Origin of the sequence: Oceanicaulis sp. HTCC2633 (assembly GCF_000152745.1) — a bacterium.
GTDB lineage: Bacteria > Pseudomonadota > Alphaproteobacteria > Caulobacterales > Maricaulaceae > Oceanicaulis.
The window spans coordinates 608,158-626,562 of record NZ_CH672428.1 but is presented as its reverse complement, the minus strand read 5'-3'; the positions used below and the strand labels follow the sequence as shown (position 1 = coordinate 626,562).

Genomic DNA, 18,405 nt, shown 5'->3' with positions numbered 1-18,405 from the left:
CGTGAACGCACTGCTGATAGTCATTGCCCTGATCGGCCCGATCATCGGCGCAGTGTTCGCCACCCATGCGGGATGGAGCTGGGCGTCAGTCCAGTACTCCCCGTGGGTGGCCAGCGCCCTTGTTGGCGCTATCTATGCCTCTCTGGGCTCGATCGCCGCAGCAATCCTTCTCTGGAAAGCCAACCGCAAAGAGCCGCCTTCTGAAACGACGTCCAGCTCCGCCTCGCCCCTGGCGCTCGTGGAGATGGCCATGAAGCGCAAGCCTTTGCAAACAACGGCGACGCTGATGGGGTTCGGCGCACTTCTCGCTCGAAAACCCAAGCTCGCCATGGAAACCCTGTCCCGGTTCGCGCTTTCCAAATAAAGGGTCTGCCCTTGTCAAAGAAAACTGATCATGAGCTGCGCGCCAAGCGACTTGCGGCGCGCAGCGAAATTGCGTCCAAAACCCTCTATTCCGTCATTGCGGAGACCGGGAAGGAAGAGCTGCTTCGCCCCTCCAGCTCCTTGCTGTACTCGGCGCTGACAGCCGGTCTGGCCATGGGCGCGTCCGTGCTGCTCATGGGGGCGATCGAGAAAGCGGTCGGAGACGCGTCCTGGAGCTCGCTGGCGATCGCCGTGGGGTACCCGGCGGGCTTTCTTCTGATCGCCATGGCCCGCATGCAGCTCTTCACGGAGAATACGCTGACCGCGGTCCTGCCGGTCACCAAGAATCGTCGCTGGCGCTCCGTCCGTCTTCTGGGGCGGTTGTGGGCGATTGTCCTGTTCGGCAATCTCGTTGGCGCGGTCGCCATCGGGGCTGTGCTATCGCATGTGACCGAGCCGGATCTGTTCGAGGCGATGGTCTCAGCATCCTCTCACATCACACACAGGGATGCTTTGGGGAACTTCATTTCGGCCCTGCCTGCCGGATTCCTCATTGGCCTGATGGCCTGGTCGCTGCCAGGATTGCCTTACGAGAAGCTCGGCGCGGTCTTCATCGTGACCTATTTGGTGGGGGCGGGCGGTTTCCCGCATATCGTGGCGGGGACGGTCGAAACGACTGTCCTGATTGTCGCCGGCGTCTGGGGCGCAGGGGAGGGGCTGGCCTTCATCCTGCCCGTGCTTGTCGGCAATACGCTGGGCGGCGCCGCTCTGTTTGCAGGTCTGGCCTATGGCCAGGTGCACGAGGAAATCGATTAGAGAGTCCAGATTTCAGGGAACCGCGTTCGCACCGGGGCGTTAGTCGGATATCCCGGTCCCCGCCGGGATGATTGACGACCCAGCTGCGAAGGCTGACCCTCCCCCTGACGGCCTTGCGCAGCCGCTTTTGAAGCCGCCCTCCATATGAGGGCGGCTTCTTTGTTGGCGCTGTTCTGGAACCCTGAAACGCTCACAATGCGTTGCAAGAAGCCCGTCAGGTCAGTGGAACTGAAGTTGAGCCAGCGCGCCGTCATCAACGGGCTTGTGAATTCGAAAGAGGGAGCAGACCGTTCCGCTGTCTGTATCAGACAGGCTCCACCTCTGATGATCGATACGGCGAGATCTGTGAGCAAAGAGACATCAGGCAGACTTTCACGGCAGCTGCGTTTGCTTTGCCGACGGAATAAGTCAGAGCAGCCTATCGTGAACAAAAAAGGGGGCGCGCCGAAGCGCGCCCCCAGTTTGGGGTTGGTCAGCCCCTTGGGAATTGACGGCCATCCAGATAGGCGCCGGTATTGATGGGCGTCTCTTCCATCACACGCACGTCATCGCCGGTGATGTCAGACGTCACGGTCCAACCGGTTTCGGCGGAATAGGCCAGTTCCAGCTCGTTAAAGTCGACAAGGCCGACTTCGCCGCCCAGGCCCAGAAAGCCGCCGTCGCGGATGATCGCGTATTCGGTTTCACCGCTCAGCGTGAACTTCACGTCCTCAAGGTGAGCGATGGTTTCGCCGGCGTCGTTGAGGATCGCAGCGCCGGTGAGATCGCTGTAAAACAGGTCGCCATCCTCGCGTTGATCTTCGATCGAGACCACAAACGGGCTGTCCTGGATGGCTTCGGCGTCTTCAAGCTGCGCATCGGTCAGAGATGCGGTGACGACCAGCTCGCCCTCTGCGTCATGAGCGATGCTGGCGGCGACGGTGGAGACGGCGACTTCCTCGTCAAACAGTCCCAGGAAACCACCACGTGAGATCACGAGCGCTTCCGGGTCGCCGGCGTCATTCATGCGAATGTCCGTGATGGCCGAAGCACCGTCCGCATATTCAAGGTCTGCGCCGACAATGTCGGACGCCTTGACCATGTCGCTGGACATCGTCGCTTCTGCGCTCGTCTCCATCTCGGCCTGCATCCCGGCGTCCTGGGCTTGCGCCGTCGCCAGAGCGGTGGTGGAAATCAGAGCGATCGAGGTGGTCAGCATCAGCTTGTTCAACATAATGTCTCTCCTTCATTGCTAGCGATCAAGTCGAACGCAATAAGGAAACGTTGAGCATGCTTATGTGTTCCGGATTCTCTTCAGGCAATCTCGTGAATTCATCATGTCTTTAATGTGTCTGGATTTTGCGTTTGCGGCATGACAAAGAAAAGGGCGCTGCGAATAAATTCGCAGCGCCCTTTTTCAAATGGGGAAAGCGGGGGTCTACTCAGCTGCAACCGACTTGCGTTCGAAAAAGAACAGGGCCTGGCTGATCGTGGCGGACACGGTTTCCGGCATGAAAGGCTTGGTCACGAGGTAGGTCGGCTCGGGTTTTTCACCGGTCAGAAGACGTTCAGGGTAGGCGGTGATGAAAATCACCGGAACATTCATTTCATCAAGAATATCCTTGACCGCATCAATGCCCGAGCTGTCGTCGGCGAGCTGGATGTCAGCCAGCACGAGGCCCGGCGGAGATTTCTGCGCCAGCGCGACGGCCTGATCCCGGGTCCTTGCCACGCCGGTCACGCTGTGGCCGGCGTTTTCCACGATGGCCCGCAGATCCAGGGCGATCACGGGCTCATCCTCGATGATCATGACGCGCGTGGCGAGACCAGCGTTCAGCTCCTGTTGCGCTGAGACCAGAAGCGACTGGGCCTCTGCGTCATCGATGCGCAGGATCTTGGCGACATCCTCAATCGAGAAGCCCTCGACGGATGTCAGCAGCATGACTTGGCGGGCCTTGGGGGTGACGTGCGAGAGCGGGGTGGCCTCATCCTGGAGATCGCTCGTATCCAGTTCGGGATTCCAGCAGGCATGGAATAACTGGAACAAGGCGACCTGGGGCGGCAGGTCATGGCCTAGCTCTTCATTGCCTTCAACGGCGGCTTCTAGGCAAGCGCGCACATGAGCGTCGCCGCTTTGCTGAGAACCGGTCAGGATGCGAGCATATCTGCGCAGATAGGGAATGTGTGCGCGAATTGCTGAAACGAAACTCATTCTGGGCTCTCCCCACAAAACTATGTCGGTACAAAACGACCGATTTCCGAAAGGGTTCCAAAAAAGATTCAGTTTTTTGGGAACCCGATCAGGGAACCTGCGTTCTTTTATGTAATTCGGTCCTATCGACCATAAATGAAGACATGAGAATGGCGACTTAGAATGGCAATGTCAGAGGACAAGAATGGCGCCCGGAGCGCCCCGGATCCCTCGCTCGTGCAGCGGACCCGCAAGCAGCAGGAAAACATTGGCGCAGGATTGCGCCACATGTTTGATTCCGTGCTGGACGAAGGCGTCCCTGACGATTTTGCCGATTTGCTTGACCGTCTCGAAGAAGGCGAGGCCAAGCGCGGCGACCAGAAAGGCGGCGCCCGTGAGTAAGGTCGATTCAGAAAAGGTCGGCCTGTCGCCGTCCGAATTGATGACCCAGCCGCAGTTTCGAAAAGAGCTGACGGATGCGATCCCCCATATGCGCGCCTTCGCACGAAGCCTGACTGGCGACGCGGCCAGCGCAGACGACCTGGCGCAGGACGCCATGATGAAAGCCTGGTCTGCACGGGACAAGTTCAAGGCGGGCACGAATTTTCGCGCCTGGGTCCTGACCATTGTCCGCAATCAGTTCTACTCCGACAAGCGCCGGTCCTGGCGGCAGGCCGAGTGGGATCAGGAACTGGCGGAGCGCACGCTGCCTGCAGTGGACAATCAGGAACAGATCGTGGCGCTGGACGAATTGCGTCGTGGCCTTGCCGAGCTTCCTGATGACCAGCGCGAAGCCCTGATCCTGGTCGGTGCGGGCGGGTATTCCTATGAGGAAGCCGCTGAAATTTGCGATTGCGCGATAGGGACCGTCAAAAGCCGTGTGTCCCGGGCGCGTCTCGCTCTGGAAGGGATCATGAAGGCCGGACCGGCCGCCAAGGCCAATTCAGATGGCATCGCCGCCTCAGAAGCCGTCGACACGCTTCTTGATCAGGTCAGCGACCTCGCTGAACAGGCTCGGTAGGCATGCCGTTCAAACCGGGCGGGGAAATGACCGGGCGATTGCGGTTCGTGCTCGCTCTGGTGCTGGCTGTGGCGCTTTTTCCCCTATTGCTGATCGCCATGGCGCAAACCTGGAGCGAGGCGCGGGAAGAGCAGCGCGTTCAGAGGGATCGCATGATCATTCTGGGCGCGCTTGCTGCGTCAGAACTCAATGAATCCATATCTCGGGCCCAAGGCATCATTGATGCCGTATCGACTCGCGGGTTCGCTTTCATGAGTGCGCCGGGCGGCTGCAGTCGGGCCATGGCCCAGATTGCAGGCGGCGATACGGTTCTCACAAATATCGCTCTGACCAATGCCAATGGCGAGATCATCTGTTCCGCCCTGGAGGACGCCCGGCAGCTCGATCTGAGTACTGAGGACTGGCATCAGAGTTTGCAGAATGGGGCGGAACGCTCTGTTTCCGGCGTGACGCTGGGACGCGTCACACGACGACCGATTCTGATTGTCGCCTCCCGACTGGGGCAGGAGGGCGAATTCAGAGGCGCAGCGGCCGCAGCGATTGATGTGCTGCAGGCGTCTCGCAACCTGATCGACAATGCTGTGGCCGAGGGGAGTCAGGTGGTGCTCGTGACGCCCTCCGAAGCCCGTGAAGTCGATACGGCGCGTGTCCTCAAGCCTGTGGCGATAGAGCTGCAGGATGACCTGCTCGGGCGGGTTGAGGGATTGTCCCGTCCCGAACCCCTGCGCCTGTCGATGGACGGGGGTGAGCGCCCGGCGGTGTTGACGCCCCTGGTCGAGGATGAGCTGGCGCTTCTCCTGATATCTCCTGCGCCTGTGACACAGTGGGGTCTGGTGTCGGTCGCCGCGACCTTCCTGATCCCTTTGCTCATGTACGCTCTGGCTCTCGCCAGTGTCTGGCTCGCCGTGGATCACTACGTGCTGCGCTGGCTGGGGTATCTTCGTCGGATCGCGGCCGTGTATGGCAGCGGGCGTCTGGACGTTGTGCCCATCCGCGCCCAGAACGCGCCCCGTGAAATACGCGAACTCGCGAATACGATGTCGGAAATGGCCACCTCGCTTGAAGAGCAACACAGCGAGCTGGAGGCCTCGGTGGAGCAACGCGGCGCCCTGCTTCGGGAAATCCACCACCGGGTGAAGAACAACCTGCAGATCATTGTGAGCCTGCTCAACCTGCAGGCGGGCCGAATGGCCGATGGGGAGGGGCGCTCCGCGCTCATGGAGGCGCGCCGGCGGATCAATGCGCTCTCGCTCGTTCACAGGAGCCTGTACGAGGCTGATGATTTGCGCGCGGTGCACATGCCCGGCTTCCTGTCAGAGCTCGCCATGAACTTGCAACAGGTCAGTGATGACGGTTCACGATCAATCTCTGTCCAGGCCGAGTGTGAGGACGTCGCCTTTGAGCCTGATACGGCTGTTCCGATCGCCCTGTTCGTCACTGAAGCGGTCACCAATGCCTACAAGCATGCCTTCCAGGACCGCAATAGCGGGCGCATTATCGTGTCTTTGACTGCCAGCTCGGCGCAGGATCTGACCTTGCGCATCCGTGATGATGGCGTGGGCATGTCTGATACGGCGTCTCAGGGCACAGGGTCGTCCCTGATGGAGGCGTTCGCCATGCAGGTGGACGGTGAAACCTGGTCTGAGGCCAATGCTGAAGGCGGTATGGATTTTGTGCTGCGGGTTGGCGAAGAAAAGAGCTGAGTACAGGGAACCTCTGATGGTCTGGTTCGTTTCAAATAGGCCATAAAAAAGGAGGCTATAATGAAGTACGCTATGCTTTGCGCTCTGGCCGTGTCCACGCTGATCCTCACCGGCTGCAACACGATTGCGGGCGCCGGTCGCGACATTGAAGAAGCTGGTGACGCGATTGAGGACACCGCCGAGGAAAACCGCAACTAGGGTCTTCCGCGCCTTTATGCAAAACGGCCCCGTCCTCAGACGGGGCCGTTTTTTATGCGCAGGCCTTGATGAAGGCTCGAAACAAGCGACGCATGTCCGCTCTGTAGACCAGGAGTTCGGGATGGAACTGGACGCCCAGCCGCAGCGGCGCGTTGTCCGCTTCGATCGCCTGGACCCCGCCCCGTTCGCCGCAGGCGGTAGCATGAAATCCGGGGGCGATCGTTCTGACGGCCCGGCGGTGCAGGCTGTTGACGCTGACCGTTTCGTACGGGGCGAAGACGTCTGACAGGAAGCTCTGGCCTGTGAGCTGTATCGGCTTCCGGAATAACGTGTAGCCCAAGGGTCCGTTCGGCCAGTCTCGGGTCAGCTCGGGGTCGAGCTTCTGATGCAGGTCCCCGCCATAGAAGATGTTCAGCATCTGCAGACCGCGGCAAATGCCCAAAACCGGGAGGTCCTGGTCCCGGGCATGTTGCAGCCAGCCTATCTCCAATCCGTCCCGCTCCGGATCGAAACGGCTTTCGATTTCTATGCTTGCGTCATAGCGGCTGGGGTGGATATCCAGCCCTCCCATCAGGATCAGACCGTCAAACAGACGTTCTCCACTGCGGGGTTCCTCGCGCAGGCGCAAGGGTTTCCCGCCTGACAGTCTGATGACTGCCCCTACAAGCAAGGAGAGGATGAGATCGCCCTTGGGCGCCGTGACATATGCAATGACAGGGCGGGTCATGACCCTACGGAATCAAAGCTGACTTCGGGCGGCAGTTCTCCAAACTTAGCGAGGTGGGAGACGATGAAGAGGGCTCCAAGCGCCGCAGCCGGATCATCCTTCGCGAGCAGGTCGACATCCAGGGACGATCGGTCCATGACACGATGGGTCACATCCTCGAGCGCTTCCTTGGCGGCCTTCGCGTCGGAAAGGGAGGCGATGAGTTTTCCAAAGTTCTTCAGACTGAATCCCTTGGCGTTTTTCACTTTCTCCCAGCTTTCTGACAACTGTCTGGCATAGTCGCTCTCACTGAAGGCGCCGTCTAACGCTGAAGGGATCCAGGCCAGGGGGACTTGCGAGCGATAGCCGATCTCGGGCGTGCCTGGCGTGGATTTGAGCTCATCGTAAAGCGTAAGTTCAGCCAGGTGTCGCGCATAGTCGACGCCGCTGAGAGTCGAATGACGCAGACCGGCCCAGAAGCGGGCGTTCACCTCAATGACGGCGGGAGAGTCCGCATCGTCTCCACTCCACATGAAGTCTGTTTCGAAGACGCCGGTCCAGCCCGTCGCCCGGGCGATCTTGCGGATATCATCCTCGAAGGGCTTGGCGCTCACTGTTTCCCGCACAACGCCTGCTCCCGCCTCGCGCGGCTGGTTTTCCAGATTGGTATAGGCGGACATGACAATCACCTCGCCGTCATGGGCGAGCGCGCTGACGCAATAGTCGTCTCCCTCAGCAAGGGACTGGGCCAACAGCGGATAGCTCTGGGCATGATCGGTGAGGTAGGCCTCATAGGCCTTGCGGTTCTCGACCTTTGAAATTCCCCGGCCGCCAGCGCCGCGGCTGGGCTTCATCAGGAGCGGAAAGTCCATGCTCGGACCGGACTGCGCCTCATCCTCGGTTTCAAAAAACTCGGTTTCAGGGGCGTTGATGTCATGCTCTTTCACCAGCTTGGCGAAATGATGCTTCGGGGTGACTTGCTCTATCGAATTCTGATCGGGAGCGGCCAGAACAGCGTTGGCAGGCAGAAGGCTGCGGTGCTCCGCCAGCGTCTCCATGTCCTCGAACCCGGGCATGATTAGGACCCGGTCATCCGCGAACTCCCTGCAGATTGAGGCGATGTCTTCTGTATAGCCGCGTCCCTCCGACGGTTCGCGCACGGTGCGCGTTTCATCGCAGTACTTTGAGAAGGACAGGGCGGTCAGCCCGATGGTGTCCAGCCCAATAACCCGGTCGACGAGCGGTTGGACCGATTCCGCCATGGTCAGCGCCATCAGGCTGCGACCATAGGTGATCAATGCGATTATCTTCATACGCGTAAAACGCCGGAGTGATCAGAGGGTTCCGCTTTTTTACGGAACCCTTTTGCTGAAGTATGCGTTTGGGTCACAACGAAACAGCAAGGAGCAGGAGATGAAAAACCAAAAACCAAGCCCTGTCGTCCTCGTCGGAGCCGCCATTGTTCTTGTCCTGATCGTCACTCTGGGAGTTCTGGTGTGGCAGGAAGCGCAGTCTGATACGGTCGAAATTCAGTTCGGGGACGGAGAAATCCGCTTCGAGACCGGGGAATTGCACAACGACTGACAAACTGGCCTGTTGTTTTTTGGCCATGTTTGAGGCGAATACGATACCAGAGCGGCGAGGCGAAGGCCCCGCTGCTTTTCTTCATGCATGGGACGAACTGAGTTTCAGATGATGCTGCTAAGGGCGATCGCATTTACGGCATTAGCCGCCATGACCGCCTCGGCCCAGGCGCAAACCGTCAATCTCAATGACTCTGACGACGCGGCTCTTGAAAACGCCCTGCAATCGCTGATCGAGGAACGGTCCAAATCGGGCGCGGTCAATACGCGCGCCGGAGCGGATCTTATCGTGCGCTATTTGCGTGCCGAAGGGTATTACACGGCTCGCGTCATCACGGACCAGAGCGAGGATGCTCCGATCTTTCAAGTGACGCCGGGCCAACAGTTTCATTTCACGGCGCTGGAGGTCGAGGCTGGAGGGAGCCGGGAGGCGGCGACCATTGCTCGGGACGCGCTGCCCCTTTGGTCCGGCGCCGCTGTGCGCGCTGAAGATGTGCTCGCGGCTGAGACCGAGGGTTTGAGAGCCCTGCGCAATTCCGGCTGGCCGGACGCCCGACTGGAGGATCGGACTGTCACCGTCGACCATGCGGATGCGAGCGCACGGGCCGTCTTTGTCTATGACCCGGGCGTCGAAAGCCGTTTCGGGGACATCAACCTGCAGTCTGCCCGCTGGCGTCAGAGCTTTATCGAGCGACTGTCGCCATTCGAAACAGGCGAGGCGGCGAGCGCTGCCCAGATGCGCGTGTTTGAAAGCCGGCTTGAATCGCTGGAAAGCATGTCCAGCGCCGCCGTGACCCTGGAAGAGCCGACCGGTCTTGATGGCCCTCAACAAAGAGCGGTCCTGGTCTCGACCTCGCCTTCGCCCCGACATGTTGCGGAAGCCGGTTTCAGCCTGTCCACGAGTGAGGGGGGCGGCGTAAGCGGGGCCTACAAGCGCCGCAATCTCTTCGGTGGCGACGAGACCCTTGATGTCAATCTGAACCTGGCGACGGTGCAAAGCGGTCTTCAGGTCGAGCTGACGGCGCCGCATTGGCGGCGTCTGGGGCAGGCCCTGACGCTTGAGGCCCGCACGCAACGGGAGGAAACCGATGCCTACGATCTGGTCGAGGCGGGCGTCGGGGCACGCGTCTCGCGTCCGATAACAGACACGCTGACCTTGTCGGCCGGCGCGGACCTGAGCGTCTCGCACAGTGAGAACGAGACGCTGGATCTCAATGTCTACACCGGCTCGGTCTCATTCGGGGCGGTCTGGGATCAGCGCGACAGCGCGATCGCGCCAACGCAAGGCGCCCTGGTTTCGATGGAGGTCTCGCCCACGCTGCTGGCGGGCGACGCGTCATCCACATATTTCAGGGCGGTCGCGGAGGGACGCCGTTATCAGCGCCTGACCTCATCGCTGATCATAGCCGGACGTTTGCGTGCTGGCGGGCTTATCGGAGCCCCGCTGGAAACCCTGCCCCCTGAGCAGCGCTTCTTCGCCGGCGGCGGCGGCTCGGCGCGGGGGTATGATTATCAGTCATTGTCGCCGCGCAATGCGGACGGTGATCTGATCGGCGGCCGTTCGATCGTGGAATCGAGCGTCGAGCTGCGGTGGAGGAAGTCGCGGCGTTGGGGGGGGGTCGTCTTTGTCGACTCCGCCGGGGCCGGACGCGACGAAACGCCGGACTTCGGAGCCGTGCGGAGTGCGGTGGGTGTGGGCGTCCGCTATTATCTCGACTTCGCGCCGCTTCGCCTGGATATCGCGACCCCGCTCGATGGGGACGCCTCAGATGCTGACATACAGATCTATCTCGGTCTGGGAGAGGCCTTCTGATGCGGGCGGCTGACTTTATCAAAGTTCTCGCAGCTGTGTTCAGCGGGCTGGCGCTTCTGCTCCTCATTGGCCTTGTCAGCCTGAGTCACGCACCCGGGCGCGCTCTGGTCATTGAAGTGATGGATGGACGCGAGATCAGCGCCGTTGGCGTTGTGAACCTCTCCGATCTGCAAGGAGATATGCTTTCAGACTTCAGGGTCGGCCGTCTCACGCTGTCAGATGATCAAGGCGTCTGGCTCGAGGCGGAGGACATTCATATCGTCTGGCGCGCGAGATCGCTTCTTGGGTCTTCTGTCCGGATTGAAGAGGTTGAGGCAGGCCGTGTTCGCGTGCTGCGCCGTCCCGACACCGAGCGTGAAGCGCCTTCTGGCGAAAGCGGAGGCGGGCGCGGGATTCGATTGAATCGTCTGCTGGTTCCAGAGCTGGTCCTTGAGGAACCGGTTCTCGGTCAGAGAGCTGCACTGCGCGCCGAGGCCGCCCTGGCCCGTGATGTGAGCGCGGGGCTGAGCCTCACGGCCGAAATCGTCAGAACCGATGGCGCTGAAGATCGGCTGAATGCTGACCTGACGCGGGATCTGGACGGAGTGATCGACGGGAATCTGTCGGTACTCGTTGAATCGGACAGTCCTCTCGCACAACTGGCCTACGCCCAGGGCCTTGGATTTGAGCTGGCGGCGGAAATTGAGGGTGACCCAGAGGCCGGCGCCGCGGATTTCACCTTCACCGTTGGCGATCGTGATGGCATCAACGGGCAGGGGCGTTGGCGAGATGGCGGATGGAGCCTGGACGCGGATACTGATGCCGACGCCTGGCCGTCTTTGCCGTCTTCAGTCCGGGCATTGCTGTCTGGAGGTTCGCTGACAGGGCAGGGGCGTTTGGAGCCCCGCACCGGGCAATTGCACTTCACCAGTGCGGCAGGCGAGGTCTCTCTGAGCCGTTCCGAGCCGCCCGTTGTCGAGATTACGGGAAGTCTGAACGCGGACGGGCTTGCGCTCGTGTTGCCAGAGACCCTCTCAATTCAGCACGCCGCTTTGGATGCGCGTCTGGATCCGGAGACTCCGTCTCGCTGGCTTACGGGAGATCTCCGGGTGGAAGACCTGACCCACCCCCAGATCGGTCTTGAGGCTGCGAACGCCCGGTTCATGCTGGAGCGTGAGGGAGAGGATTTTCGCTTTGAACTGACGGGCGAGGGGCAGGATGTTCAGCTGTCAAACGCTCGAGCAGGCGCAGCGCTGGGCGAGATCGTACAGTTCACCGCAGAGGGAGTGTATCTGCGCGCAGACCAGAAAGTCCGGCTGGGCGCTGCAAATCTCCGCTCGGCGGGCGCTTCACTGGAGGGAAGTGGGGAAATATCCCTGTCTCCTGTGGAGTACGACGGCCGTTTCACGCTCATGCTTGATGATGCGGGCCGTGTCCAGCAGGGTCTGAGCGGACCTGTCACCTTAAGAGGCGAAGGCGACTCTGACGGCCTGTTGCTGCATATTGATGGGCAGGACCTGACGGGCGAAGGCGCGCCGTATGCGCTCGCCACCGGGATAACGGGCGAGGGGCGAGTCGACTTTAGCGACGGGTTCGCGCTGTCGGGTCTGGATGTTGACGGACGCTATCTGCGCGTCGCAGGCGGGTTGCAGCGTCCGAAAGGCGCCTCCGTCTGGCGGGGTCAGCTTGATTACGCCGTGGATGCCGAAGGTCTGGGCGTCAGTAGTCTGGCTGGGGTCATTGCCGGAGCCGCAACTCTCGAGCAGGAAGATGGAGCGCTCTCCGCCAGGATCCAGGCCCAGGCGGACAGGTTCGAAGTGGGCGGAACGAGTCTGGAAAACCCCGTTCTGCGTGTCGAGATCGATCCTCAGGCCGAGGGCGGACTTGCAGGCGACTGGCGCTTTGACGCAAGAACATCGCAACGCGATCTGGCGCTGCAGGGCGATCTTGAGTGGTATGACGGCGCTGGCAGTGTGGATGTCGCTTCGGGGCGTTTCGCGGATATCGCAGTACAGGGTCAGGCCTTGCTGGCCCCGGACGCCCTGACGATTGACGTCACGGCGCGTCAGGATGGCGCCATCCAGCTCTGGTCGGCGTCCCTGGAGTATGAGGCGTCCCGCGACGCCCTCATGCAGGGGCGGCTTGACCTGTCTGCTGAGCTTGAGAATTACCGGCTGTCGGGGGTGACGCTGAACGTCCTGAATGCGCGACTCTCAGGCCCGGTTGATGGATTGAGTTTCGAGCTGAATGCCGACGGGGCGATTACAGAGCCTTTCACCATCTCAGTTGGCGGCCCGGTATCCTATGAAGACAATGCATTGCAGGCATCCTTCCAGTTTGCCGGCGAACTGACGGACCGCACTCTGACGTCCCCACAGCCGCTCGAGATCGGATATGGGGAGGGCGCGCTGAGCGCAGGCGGTCGTCTGGCGCTGGACGGCGCAGGGCTCCAGTTCGAGCTTGAACGGGACGAGAGCGGAACTGATTTTGAGTACGATCTCAGCGCCATTCCGGCCGATCTGGTGATGGGATTGCTCAATTTGCCCCAGGCGCAAGGTGATCTGGCGCTCGCCGGGCGGTTCTCGCGGCAGGCAGAGGTCTGGACCGGGCGGTCCCGGCTGGAAGTCTTGGGCCTGTCCTCAGCTTCGCAGCCGGCGCTGGGGGCCCTGGATGGCGAGTTGAGCCTGAATGTGACCGAGACGGGCGCCAGCATGACAGGAGCCTTCACAGACACCGACCTTGAGATCGAGATCGATCTTGATCGGCAGGGCGCCATGACGGGCCCGGGCTCCCTGCTCGAGCCGGATTGGCGAGGCGCTGTGCGCCTGAATGGGGAGGTCGGAGTGCTGGCGGCGCTCTACATGCCCGAGGATGAAGTTTTGAGAGGCGTTCTTACGGTCAACGCTGAAATCAATGGCATGGACACATCCGGACAAGTGCGATTCCGCGATGGGGCGCTGCAATCCGCACTCGCAGGGCGAACGTTCGAACCGATCAGTGCGCAGGGGTCCTGGCGGAATGGCGCTCTGATCATTGACAGCGTTCAGATCGGTGAAGGCGGGAAAAGCGGCGCCACAGGCCAGGCCGAGTTCCGCGCGACCTCGGATGGCGTCGAGGGTGAGGGTCGAATTGAGCTGAACCAGCTCTATCTGGTCGACCGTCCCGAATTGTCCGGCGGCGCCTCGGGATATGCGGAGTTCAGCCTTGAAGGTCGAGTTCTGACGCTGACCGGGGAAGCCGACATCCAGCGTATGGATGTGCGCCCGACGGGAAGCGGCGGCGCCTCAATCCCTCAGATCGAGGTGGAGGAGCTGAACAGGCCTGATGTGCTGGACCGCGCCTATCGTCGCCCGATCCGGATTGAGCTGGATTATCGTCTGCGCGCTGACGACCGCTTGATGGTGTCCAGTCGCGCCTTCAGTTCCGAGTGGTCAGCGGATGTGCATGTGACGGGCACGGCGAACCGCCCGCGGCTGTCGGGACAGGCGACTTTGATGTCCGGTCAGGCCTCGCTGCTGACAGCGCCCTTCGATCTGACGTCGGGTACGGTGACGTTCGACGGACCGGTCGATCAGACGCGTCTGGCCATTGAGGGGCGGCATGAGGCCGAAGACCTGACCGTGACGGGCCGGGTGGAAGGCTCTGTGCGTGCGCCCGAAGTGCATTTTGAAAGCACGCCCAGCCTGCCCGAGGATGAAATCCTGTCACGCCTGCTGTTTGGGTCTGGCGTCTCCGATCTCAGTCCGTTGCAAGCCTCGCAGCTGGCGGCCCAACTTTCCGGTGCGGGCTGGATGGACGCGATGGCGGATGTGCGCGCTGCATTGGGGGTGGACCGTCTGGATGTGCGCCAGAACTCGGACGGCGCCATTACCGTTTTGGGTGGCCGGCAACTGACTGACGATGTCTATCTCGAGCTGGAATCGGGTGTGGGACAGGCGCTCGGATCCGCGCGTATCGAATGGCGCCTCAGGCCTTCGCTGGTGCTGGCCTCGGAGGTCAGCGGGGATTCCAGCAATGAAATCTCACTGAAATGGCGCAGAAGTTTTGATTGAGTTGAAGCAGGTATGATGCTGATAAGGCGTCATCTGCCTCTTTCCGCCAATCCGGTTTTCACGAACCGGAGGGGCGGGCTGCACACATTCACCGCCGCTGGGCGTTGCGTCTGCAAATTCTGCATGACATAACGCGCGCTCATTCCCGGCCGCCGCCGGCGCGTATTTGCGTGTCCGTGCATGGCGGCGACCGCTTTCTAACAAGGCCTCGCCAAGATGAACGTAGTTGAAAAATCCGCTGAAGGGCTCTCGCGCACGTTTGAGGTTGTCGTGCCCGCGTCGGAGCTCGAAGCCAAACTGACCGCCAAGATCGAAGAGATCCGTCCCGAAGTGCGCCTGAAGGGCTTCCGCCCGGGCAAGGTGCCCGCCAACCACATCCGCAAGATGTTCGGCGCTTCGATCATGGGCGACATTCTTCAGGAGCTGGTCCCGCAAGCGACCCAGGACACTCTGGACGAGCGCAAGATCCGCCCGGCGTCCCAGCCTGCGGTGGACGTCAAGTCGGACCCGGAAGACGTTCTGAAGAAAGGCGCGGATTTCTCTTTCGAAATCAGCCTTGAGATCATGCCGGAATTCGACACGATCGATCCCAAGACCCTCAAGCTCACCCGTCCGGTCGCCAAGGTCGCGGACGAACAGGTTGACGAGGCGCTCCAGGAGCTGGCCAAGCAAGCTGTCTCCTATGAAGAGAAAAAGGGCAAGGCCGCTGACGGCGACAAGGTCGTGATCGACTTTGTCGGCTCCATCGACGGCGAGGAATTCCAGGGCGGCGCCGCTGAAGGCGCAGAGCTGGTTCTGGGCTCTGGCCAGTTCATCCCGGGCTTCGAGGATCAGCTGGTGGGCGCCAAGGCAGGCGACAAGGTCGATGTCAAAGTGACCTTCCCCGAAGAATACCAGGCTGCGCATCTGGCGGGCAAAGACGCAGTCTTCGCCACCGAGGTGAAGGAAGTTCAGGCGCCGGGCGAAACCCAGATCGATGATTCCCTGGCCGAGCGCCTGGGTCTGTCTGATCTCGACGCCCTGAAGGACGCTCTGATCAAGCGCTTTGAAAGCGAGCACGCTCAGGCGTCCCGCATGAAGGTCAAGCGCTCGCTTCTGGACGAGCTTGATGCTGCCCATGATTCTGTGGATCTGCCGGCCAAGATGGTCGAGCAGGAGTTCGAGCAGATCTGGCGCGAAGTTCAGAACGCCATCGAGAACGATCAGCTTGATGACGAGGACAAGAACAAGTCCGAGGACGAGCTCAAGACCGATTACCGCAAGATCGCTGAGCGTCGCGTGCGTCTCGGCCTGGTGCTGGCCGAAATCGGCCGCAAGGCCAATGTGGACGTCACCCAGGAAGAACTGGCGCGCGCCGTGAACCAGGAAGCCCAGCGCTTCCAGGGTCGCGAGCGTGAAGTGGTCGAGTTCTACCAGAAGAATCCGGGCGCCATTCAGGCCCTGCGCGCGCCGATCTACGAAGAGAAGGTCGTCGACTACATTCTCGAGCTGGCGGATGTGACCGATCAGGAGATCGATCGCGAAGCGCTGTTCGCTGAAGACGATGAGGCGCCGGCCGCGGAAGAGAAAAAGCCCGCCAAGAAAAAGGCTCCGGCCAAGAAAAAGGCGGCTCCGAAGAAAAAGGCTGCAAAGTCCGACGAGGACTAATCCGGCCTTAACCCGATCGGGACCATCAAGGCCCGGGTCGTTTTCTTCTCGGCTGAGAGGGAAAAGGCCCGGGCCTTGTGCATTTGAGGGTTTGCGCGCAGGCGCGGGCCTTGCCACAGTGCGGGTCCATGGCCAAATCAGGCCGATCTAGACGAACACTGCTTTCCTTGAGGAGCTGGCTATGCGTGAGCCGCAGGATGTGATGATGAACCTCGTTCCCATGGTGGTCGAGCAAAGTGCGCGGGGCGAACGCGCCTACGACATCTATTCGCGCCTGCTGAAGGAACGCATCGTGTTCGTCACGGGTCCCATCGAGGACCATATGGCGAGCCTGATGGTGGCCCAGCTGCTGTTTCTTGAGTCGGAAAATCCGAACAAGGAAATCGCCATGTACATCAACTCGCCGGGCGGATCGGTCAGCGCAGGTCTCGCGATCTACGACACCATGCAGTACATCAGCTGCCCCGTGGCGACGGCTTGCGTCGGCATGGCGGCGTCCATGGGCTCATTGCTGCTGACGGCCGGTGACAAGGGCATGCGCTTTGCGACGCCGAATGCGCGCATCATGCTGCACCAGCCGTCTGGCGGCTTCCGCGGCACGACGGCGGATATTGAGCGCCACGGCGAGGATATCCTCAAGATCAAGCGTCGGATGAACGAGATTTACGTCAAACACACCGGCCAGCCGCTCGAGAAAGTCGAGAAAACGCTGGATCGGGATTTCTATATGGATGCGATGGAAGCCAAGGAATTCGGCCTGATCGACCATGTGTACGAGAAGCGCGGCGGGGCTGAAGCGTCCTGATTCAAGCCAGGCCTGTCTCAGTCCTGAGCACTCAAGCCGCGCTGCGCCAGATACGGCCAGCGCGGTTTTGCATGCTTGATCCCCCCCCTCTGGCTGTGATCACATGCGCTATAGAAACGTTTCGCTAAGGTCCGGCCTTGATCTTGCAGGAACGGGTCGAGTCACTTTGAGCTATAAGGTGACGTTCAAGGCCAAAGCGAACCAATCGCGCTACGGCGCACAGCGGGACCGACGGGAGCAGCCATGACCAAGGCGACCACAGGCGACGGAAAGAGCACTCTGTATTGCTCCTTCTGCGGCAAGAGCCAGCATGAGGTCCGTAAGCTGATCGCAGGACCGACCGTGTTCATCTGCGATGAATGCGTAGAGCTGTGCATGGATATCATCCGCGAGGAGAACAAGACCTCCCTCGTGAAATCCAATGAGGGCGTGCCCAGCCCGCAGGAGATCTTCCAGGTCCTGCAGGACTATGTGATTGGCCAGGCGAAGGCCAAGCGCGTGTTGTCCGTGGCCGTGCATAACCACTACAAGCGTCTCAATCACGCTGGCCAGAATGGCGATGTGGAGCTGTCCAAGTCCAACATCCTGCTGATCGGCCCGACCGGCTGCGGCAAGACGCTGCTGGCTCAGACGCTCGCGCGCATTCTCGACGTGCCTTTCACCATGGCCGACGCCACCACGCTGACCGAAGCCGGTTATGTGGGCGAGGACGTGGAGAATATTGTTCTCAAGCTGCTGCAGGCAGCCGATTACAATGTCGAGCGCGCCCAGCGCGGCATTGTCTACATCGACGAGATCGACAAGATCAGTCGCAAGTCCGACAACCCGTCCATCACGCGCGACGTGTCGGGCGAGGGTGTCCAGCAAGCGCTTCTGAAGATCATGGAAGGCACGGTGGCTTCTGTTCCGCCCCAGGGTGGTCGCAAGCATCCCCAGCAGGAATTCCTGCAGGTGGACACCACCAACATCCTGTTCATCGTGGGCGGCGCTTTCGCCGGCCTTGAAGGCATCATCTCCCAGCGCGGCAAAGGCTCCGCCGTCGGCTTTGGCGCCGATGTGCGCGATCCGGACGCCCGCCGTCAGGGTGAAGTGCTGGCCGAGGTCGAGCCTGATGACCTCACCAAGTTCGGCCTGATTCCGGAATTCGTCGGTCGTCTGCCGGTGATCGCGACGCTGGAAGATCTCGACGTGGCGGCCCTGGTGCAGATCCTTACCGAGCCGAAGAACGCTCTCGTTAAGCAGTATCAGCGTCTGTTCGAGATGGAAGGCGTGGGCCTGTCCTTCACCGAGGATGCGCTGACTGCGATCGCGGAGAAAGCCATCAACCGCAAGACCGGCGCCCGCGGTCTGCGTTCGATCATGGAGGGCATCCTGCTCGACACCATGTTCGATCTGCCCAGCCTTGAAGGCGTGGAAGAGGTGGTGGTCAACGCGGAAGTCGTTACGGGCGACGCCACTCCGCTCTACATCTACGCCAAGTCCAAGGGCGAGGCGGCGACTCCGAAGCAGGGCGCCTAGAAACGCGTTACCGGAAGTTAATTCGCTTCCC

Annotated in this window: 16 protein-coding genes; 12 read left to right on the top strand and 4 right to left on the bottom strand. The window is 61.0% G+C overall.

Annotation, left to right across the window (positions count from 1 at the left end; all coding sequences use genetic code 11):
• The first annotated feature begins 1 nt into the window (after position 1).
• Both OA2633_RS03050 and OA2633_RS03045 read left to right on the top strand, forming a co-directional pair.
• Entirely contained in the window at positions 2–364 is a 363-nt protein-coding gene (locus OA2633_RS03050; RefSeq protein WP_009801016.1) for a hypothetical protein, read from the top strand.
• Positions 365–375: 11 nt separating this feature from the next.
• Entirely contained in the window at positions 376–1,179 is an 804-nt protein-coding gene (locus tag OA2633_RS03045; protein ID WP_009801015.1) for a formate/nitrite transporter family protein, read from the top strand.
• A gap of 472 nt (positions 1,180–1,651) precedes the next feature.
• Here OA2633_RS03045 and OA2633_RS03040 read toward each other — a convergent pair whose 3' ends face one another.
• Positions 1,652–2,392 (bottom strand): PRC-barrel domain-containing protein, encoded by a 741-nt coding sequence (locus tag OA2633_RS03040; protein WP_009801014.1) that lies wholly within the window; start codon positions 2,390–2,392, stop codon positions 1,652–1,654.
• Positions 2,393–2,596: 204 nt separating this feature from the next.
• Positions 2,597–3,370 (bottom strand): response regulator, encoded by a 774-nt coding sequence (locus OA2633_RS03035; protein ID WP_009801013.1) that lies wholly within the window; start codon positions 3,368–3,370, stop codon positions 2,597–2,599.
• 162 nt (positions 3,371–3,532) lie between these two features.
• On the opposite strand from OA2633_RS03035, the gene OA2633_RS03030 reads away from it, so the two are divergent.
• The 4 genes from OA2633_RS03030 to OA2633_RS15725 are packed head-to-tail and all read left to right on the top strand — an operon-like array spanning position 3,533 to position 6,271.
• The gene (locus OA2633_RS03030) at positions 3,533–3,751 is read left to right on the top strand and encodes a NepR family anti-sigma factor (protein WP_009801012.1); all 219 of its coding nucleotides are present in this window, start codon (positions 3,533–3,535) and stop codon (positions 3,749–3,751) included.
• Between the two features lie 40 nt (positions 3,752–3,791).
• Positions 3,792–4,370 (top strand): sigma-70 family RNA polymerase sigma factor, encoded by a 579-nt coding sequence (locus tag OA2633_RS03025; RefSeq protein WP_050752846.1) that lies wholly within the window; start codon positions 3,792–3,794, stop codon positions 4,368–4,370.
• A gap of 2 nt (positions 4,371–4,372) precedes the next feature.
• Positions 4,373–6,073, top strand: coding sequence for a sensor histidine kinase (locus tag OA2633_RS15150; protein ID WP_009801010.1), 1,701 nt, complete (start codon positions 4,373–4,375; stop codon positions 6,071–6,073).
• Positions 6,074–6,133: 60 nt separating this feature from the next.
• A complete protein-coding gene (locus OA2633_RS15725) occupies positions 6,134–6,271 on the top strand; it encodes an entericidin A/B family lipoprotein (protein ID WP_156776072.1) in 138 nt (45 codons plus the stop codon).
• 52 nt (positions 6,272–6,323) lie between these two features.
• On the opposite strand, the gene OA2633_RS03015 is transcribed toward OA2633_RS15725, so the two are convergent.
• Positions 6,324–6,998 (bottom strand): gamma-glutamyl-gamma-aminobutyrate hydrolase family protein, encoded by a 675-nt coding sequence (locus OA2633_RS03015; protein WP_009801008.1) that lies wholly within the window; start codon positions 6,996–6,998, stop codon positions 6,324–6,326.
• Positions 6,995–8,290, bottom strand: a complete 1,296-nt coding sequence (locus tag OA2633_RS03010; protein ID WP_083783177.1) for an ATP-grasp domain-containing protein — start codon at positions 8,288–8,290, stop codon at positions 6,995–6,997. Before OA2633_RS03010 ends, OA2633_RS03015 begins: the two co-directional genes overlap by 4 nt.
• Positions 8,291–8,390: 100 nt before the next feature.
• Here OA2633_RS03010 and OA2633_RS16010 point away from each other — a divergent pair, with 100 nt between their 5' ends.
• The 6 genes from OA2633_RS16010 (at position 8,391) to clpX (ending at position 18,374) form a co-directional block, all read left to right on the top strand.
• The gene (locus OA2633_RS16010; RefSeq protein WP_156776069.1) at positions 8,391–8,561 is read left to right on the top strand and encodes a hypothetical protein; all 171 of its coding nucleotides are present in this window, start codon (positions 8,391–8,393) and stop codon (positions 8,559–8,561) included.
• Between the two features lie 150 nt (positions 8,562–8,711).
• The gene (locus tag OA2633_RS03000; RefSeq protein ID WP_009801005.1) at positions 8,712–10,373 is read left to right on the top strand and encodes an autotransporter assembly complex family protein; all 1,662 of its coding nucleotides are present in this window, start codon (positions 8,712–8,714) and stop codon (positions 10,371–10,373) included.
• Entirely contained in the window at positions 10,373–14,404 is a 4,032-nt protein-coding gene (locus OA2633_RS02995) for a translocation/assembly module TamB domain-containing protein (protein WP_009801004.1), read from the top strand. Before OA2633_RS03000 ends, OA2633_RS02995 begins: the two co-directional genes overlap by 1 nt.
• A 216-nt stretch (positions 14,405–14,620) precedes the next feature.
• Positions 14,621–16,051 (top strand): trigger factor, encoded by a 1,431-nt coding sequence (tig, locus tag OA2633_RS02990; protein ID WP_009801003.1) that lies wholly within the window; start codon positions 14,621–14,623, stop codon positions 16,049–16,051.
• Between the two features lie 181 nt (positions 16,052–16,232).
• Complete coding sequence (locus OA2633_RS02985) at positions 16,233–16,856, top strand: ATP-dependent Clp protease proteolytic subunit (RefSeq protein ID WP_009801002.1); 624 nt, start codon at positions 16,233–16,235, stop codon at positions 16,854–16,856.
• Positions 16,857–17,099: 243 nt separating this feature from the next.
• Positions 17,100–18,374 carry an ATP-dependent Clp protease ATP-binding subunit ClpX gene (gene clpX, locus OA2633_RS02980; protein WP_009801001.1) on the top strand — a complete coding sequence of 425 codons (1,275 nt, stop codon included), beginning with the start codon at positions 17,100–17,102 and terminating at the stop codon, positions 18,372–18,374.
• Positions 18,375–18,405 lie beyond the last annotated feature (31 nt).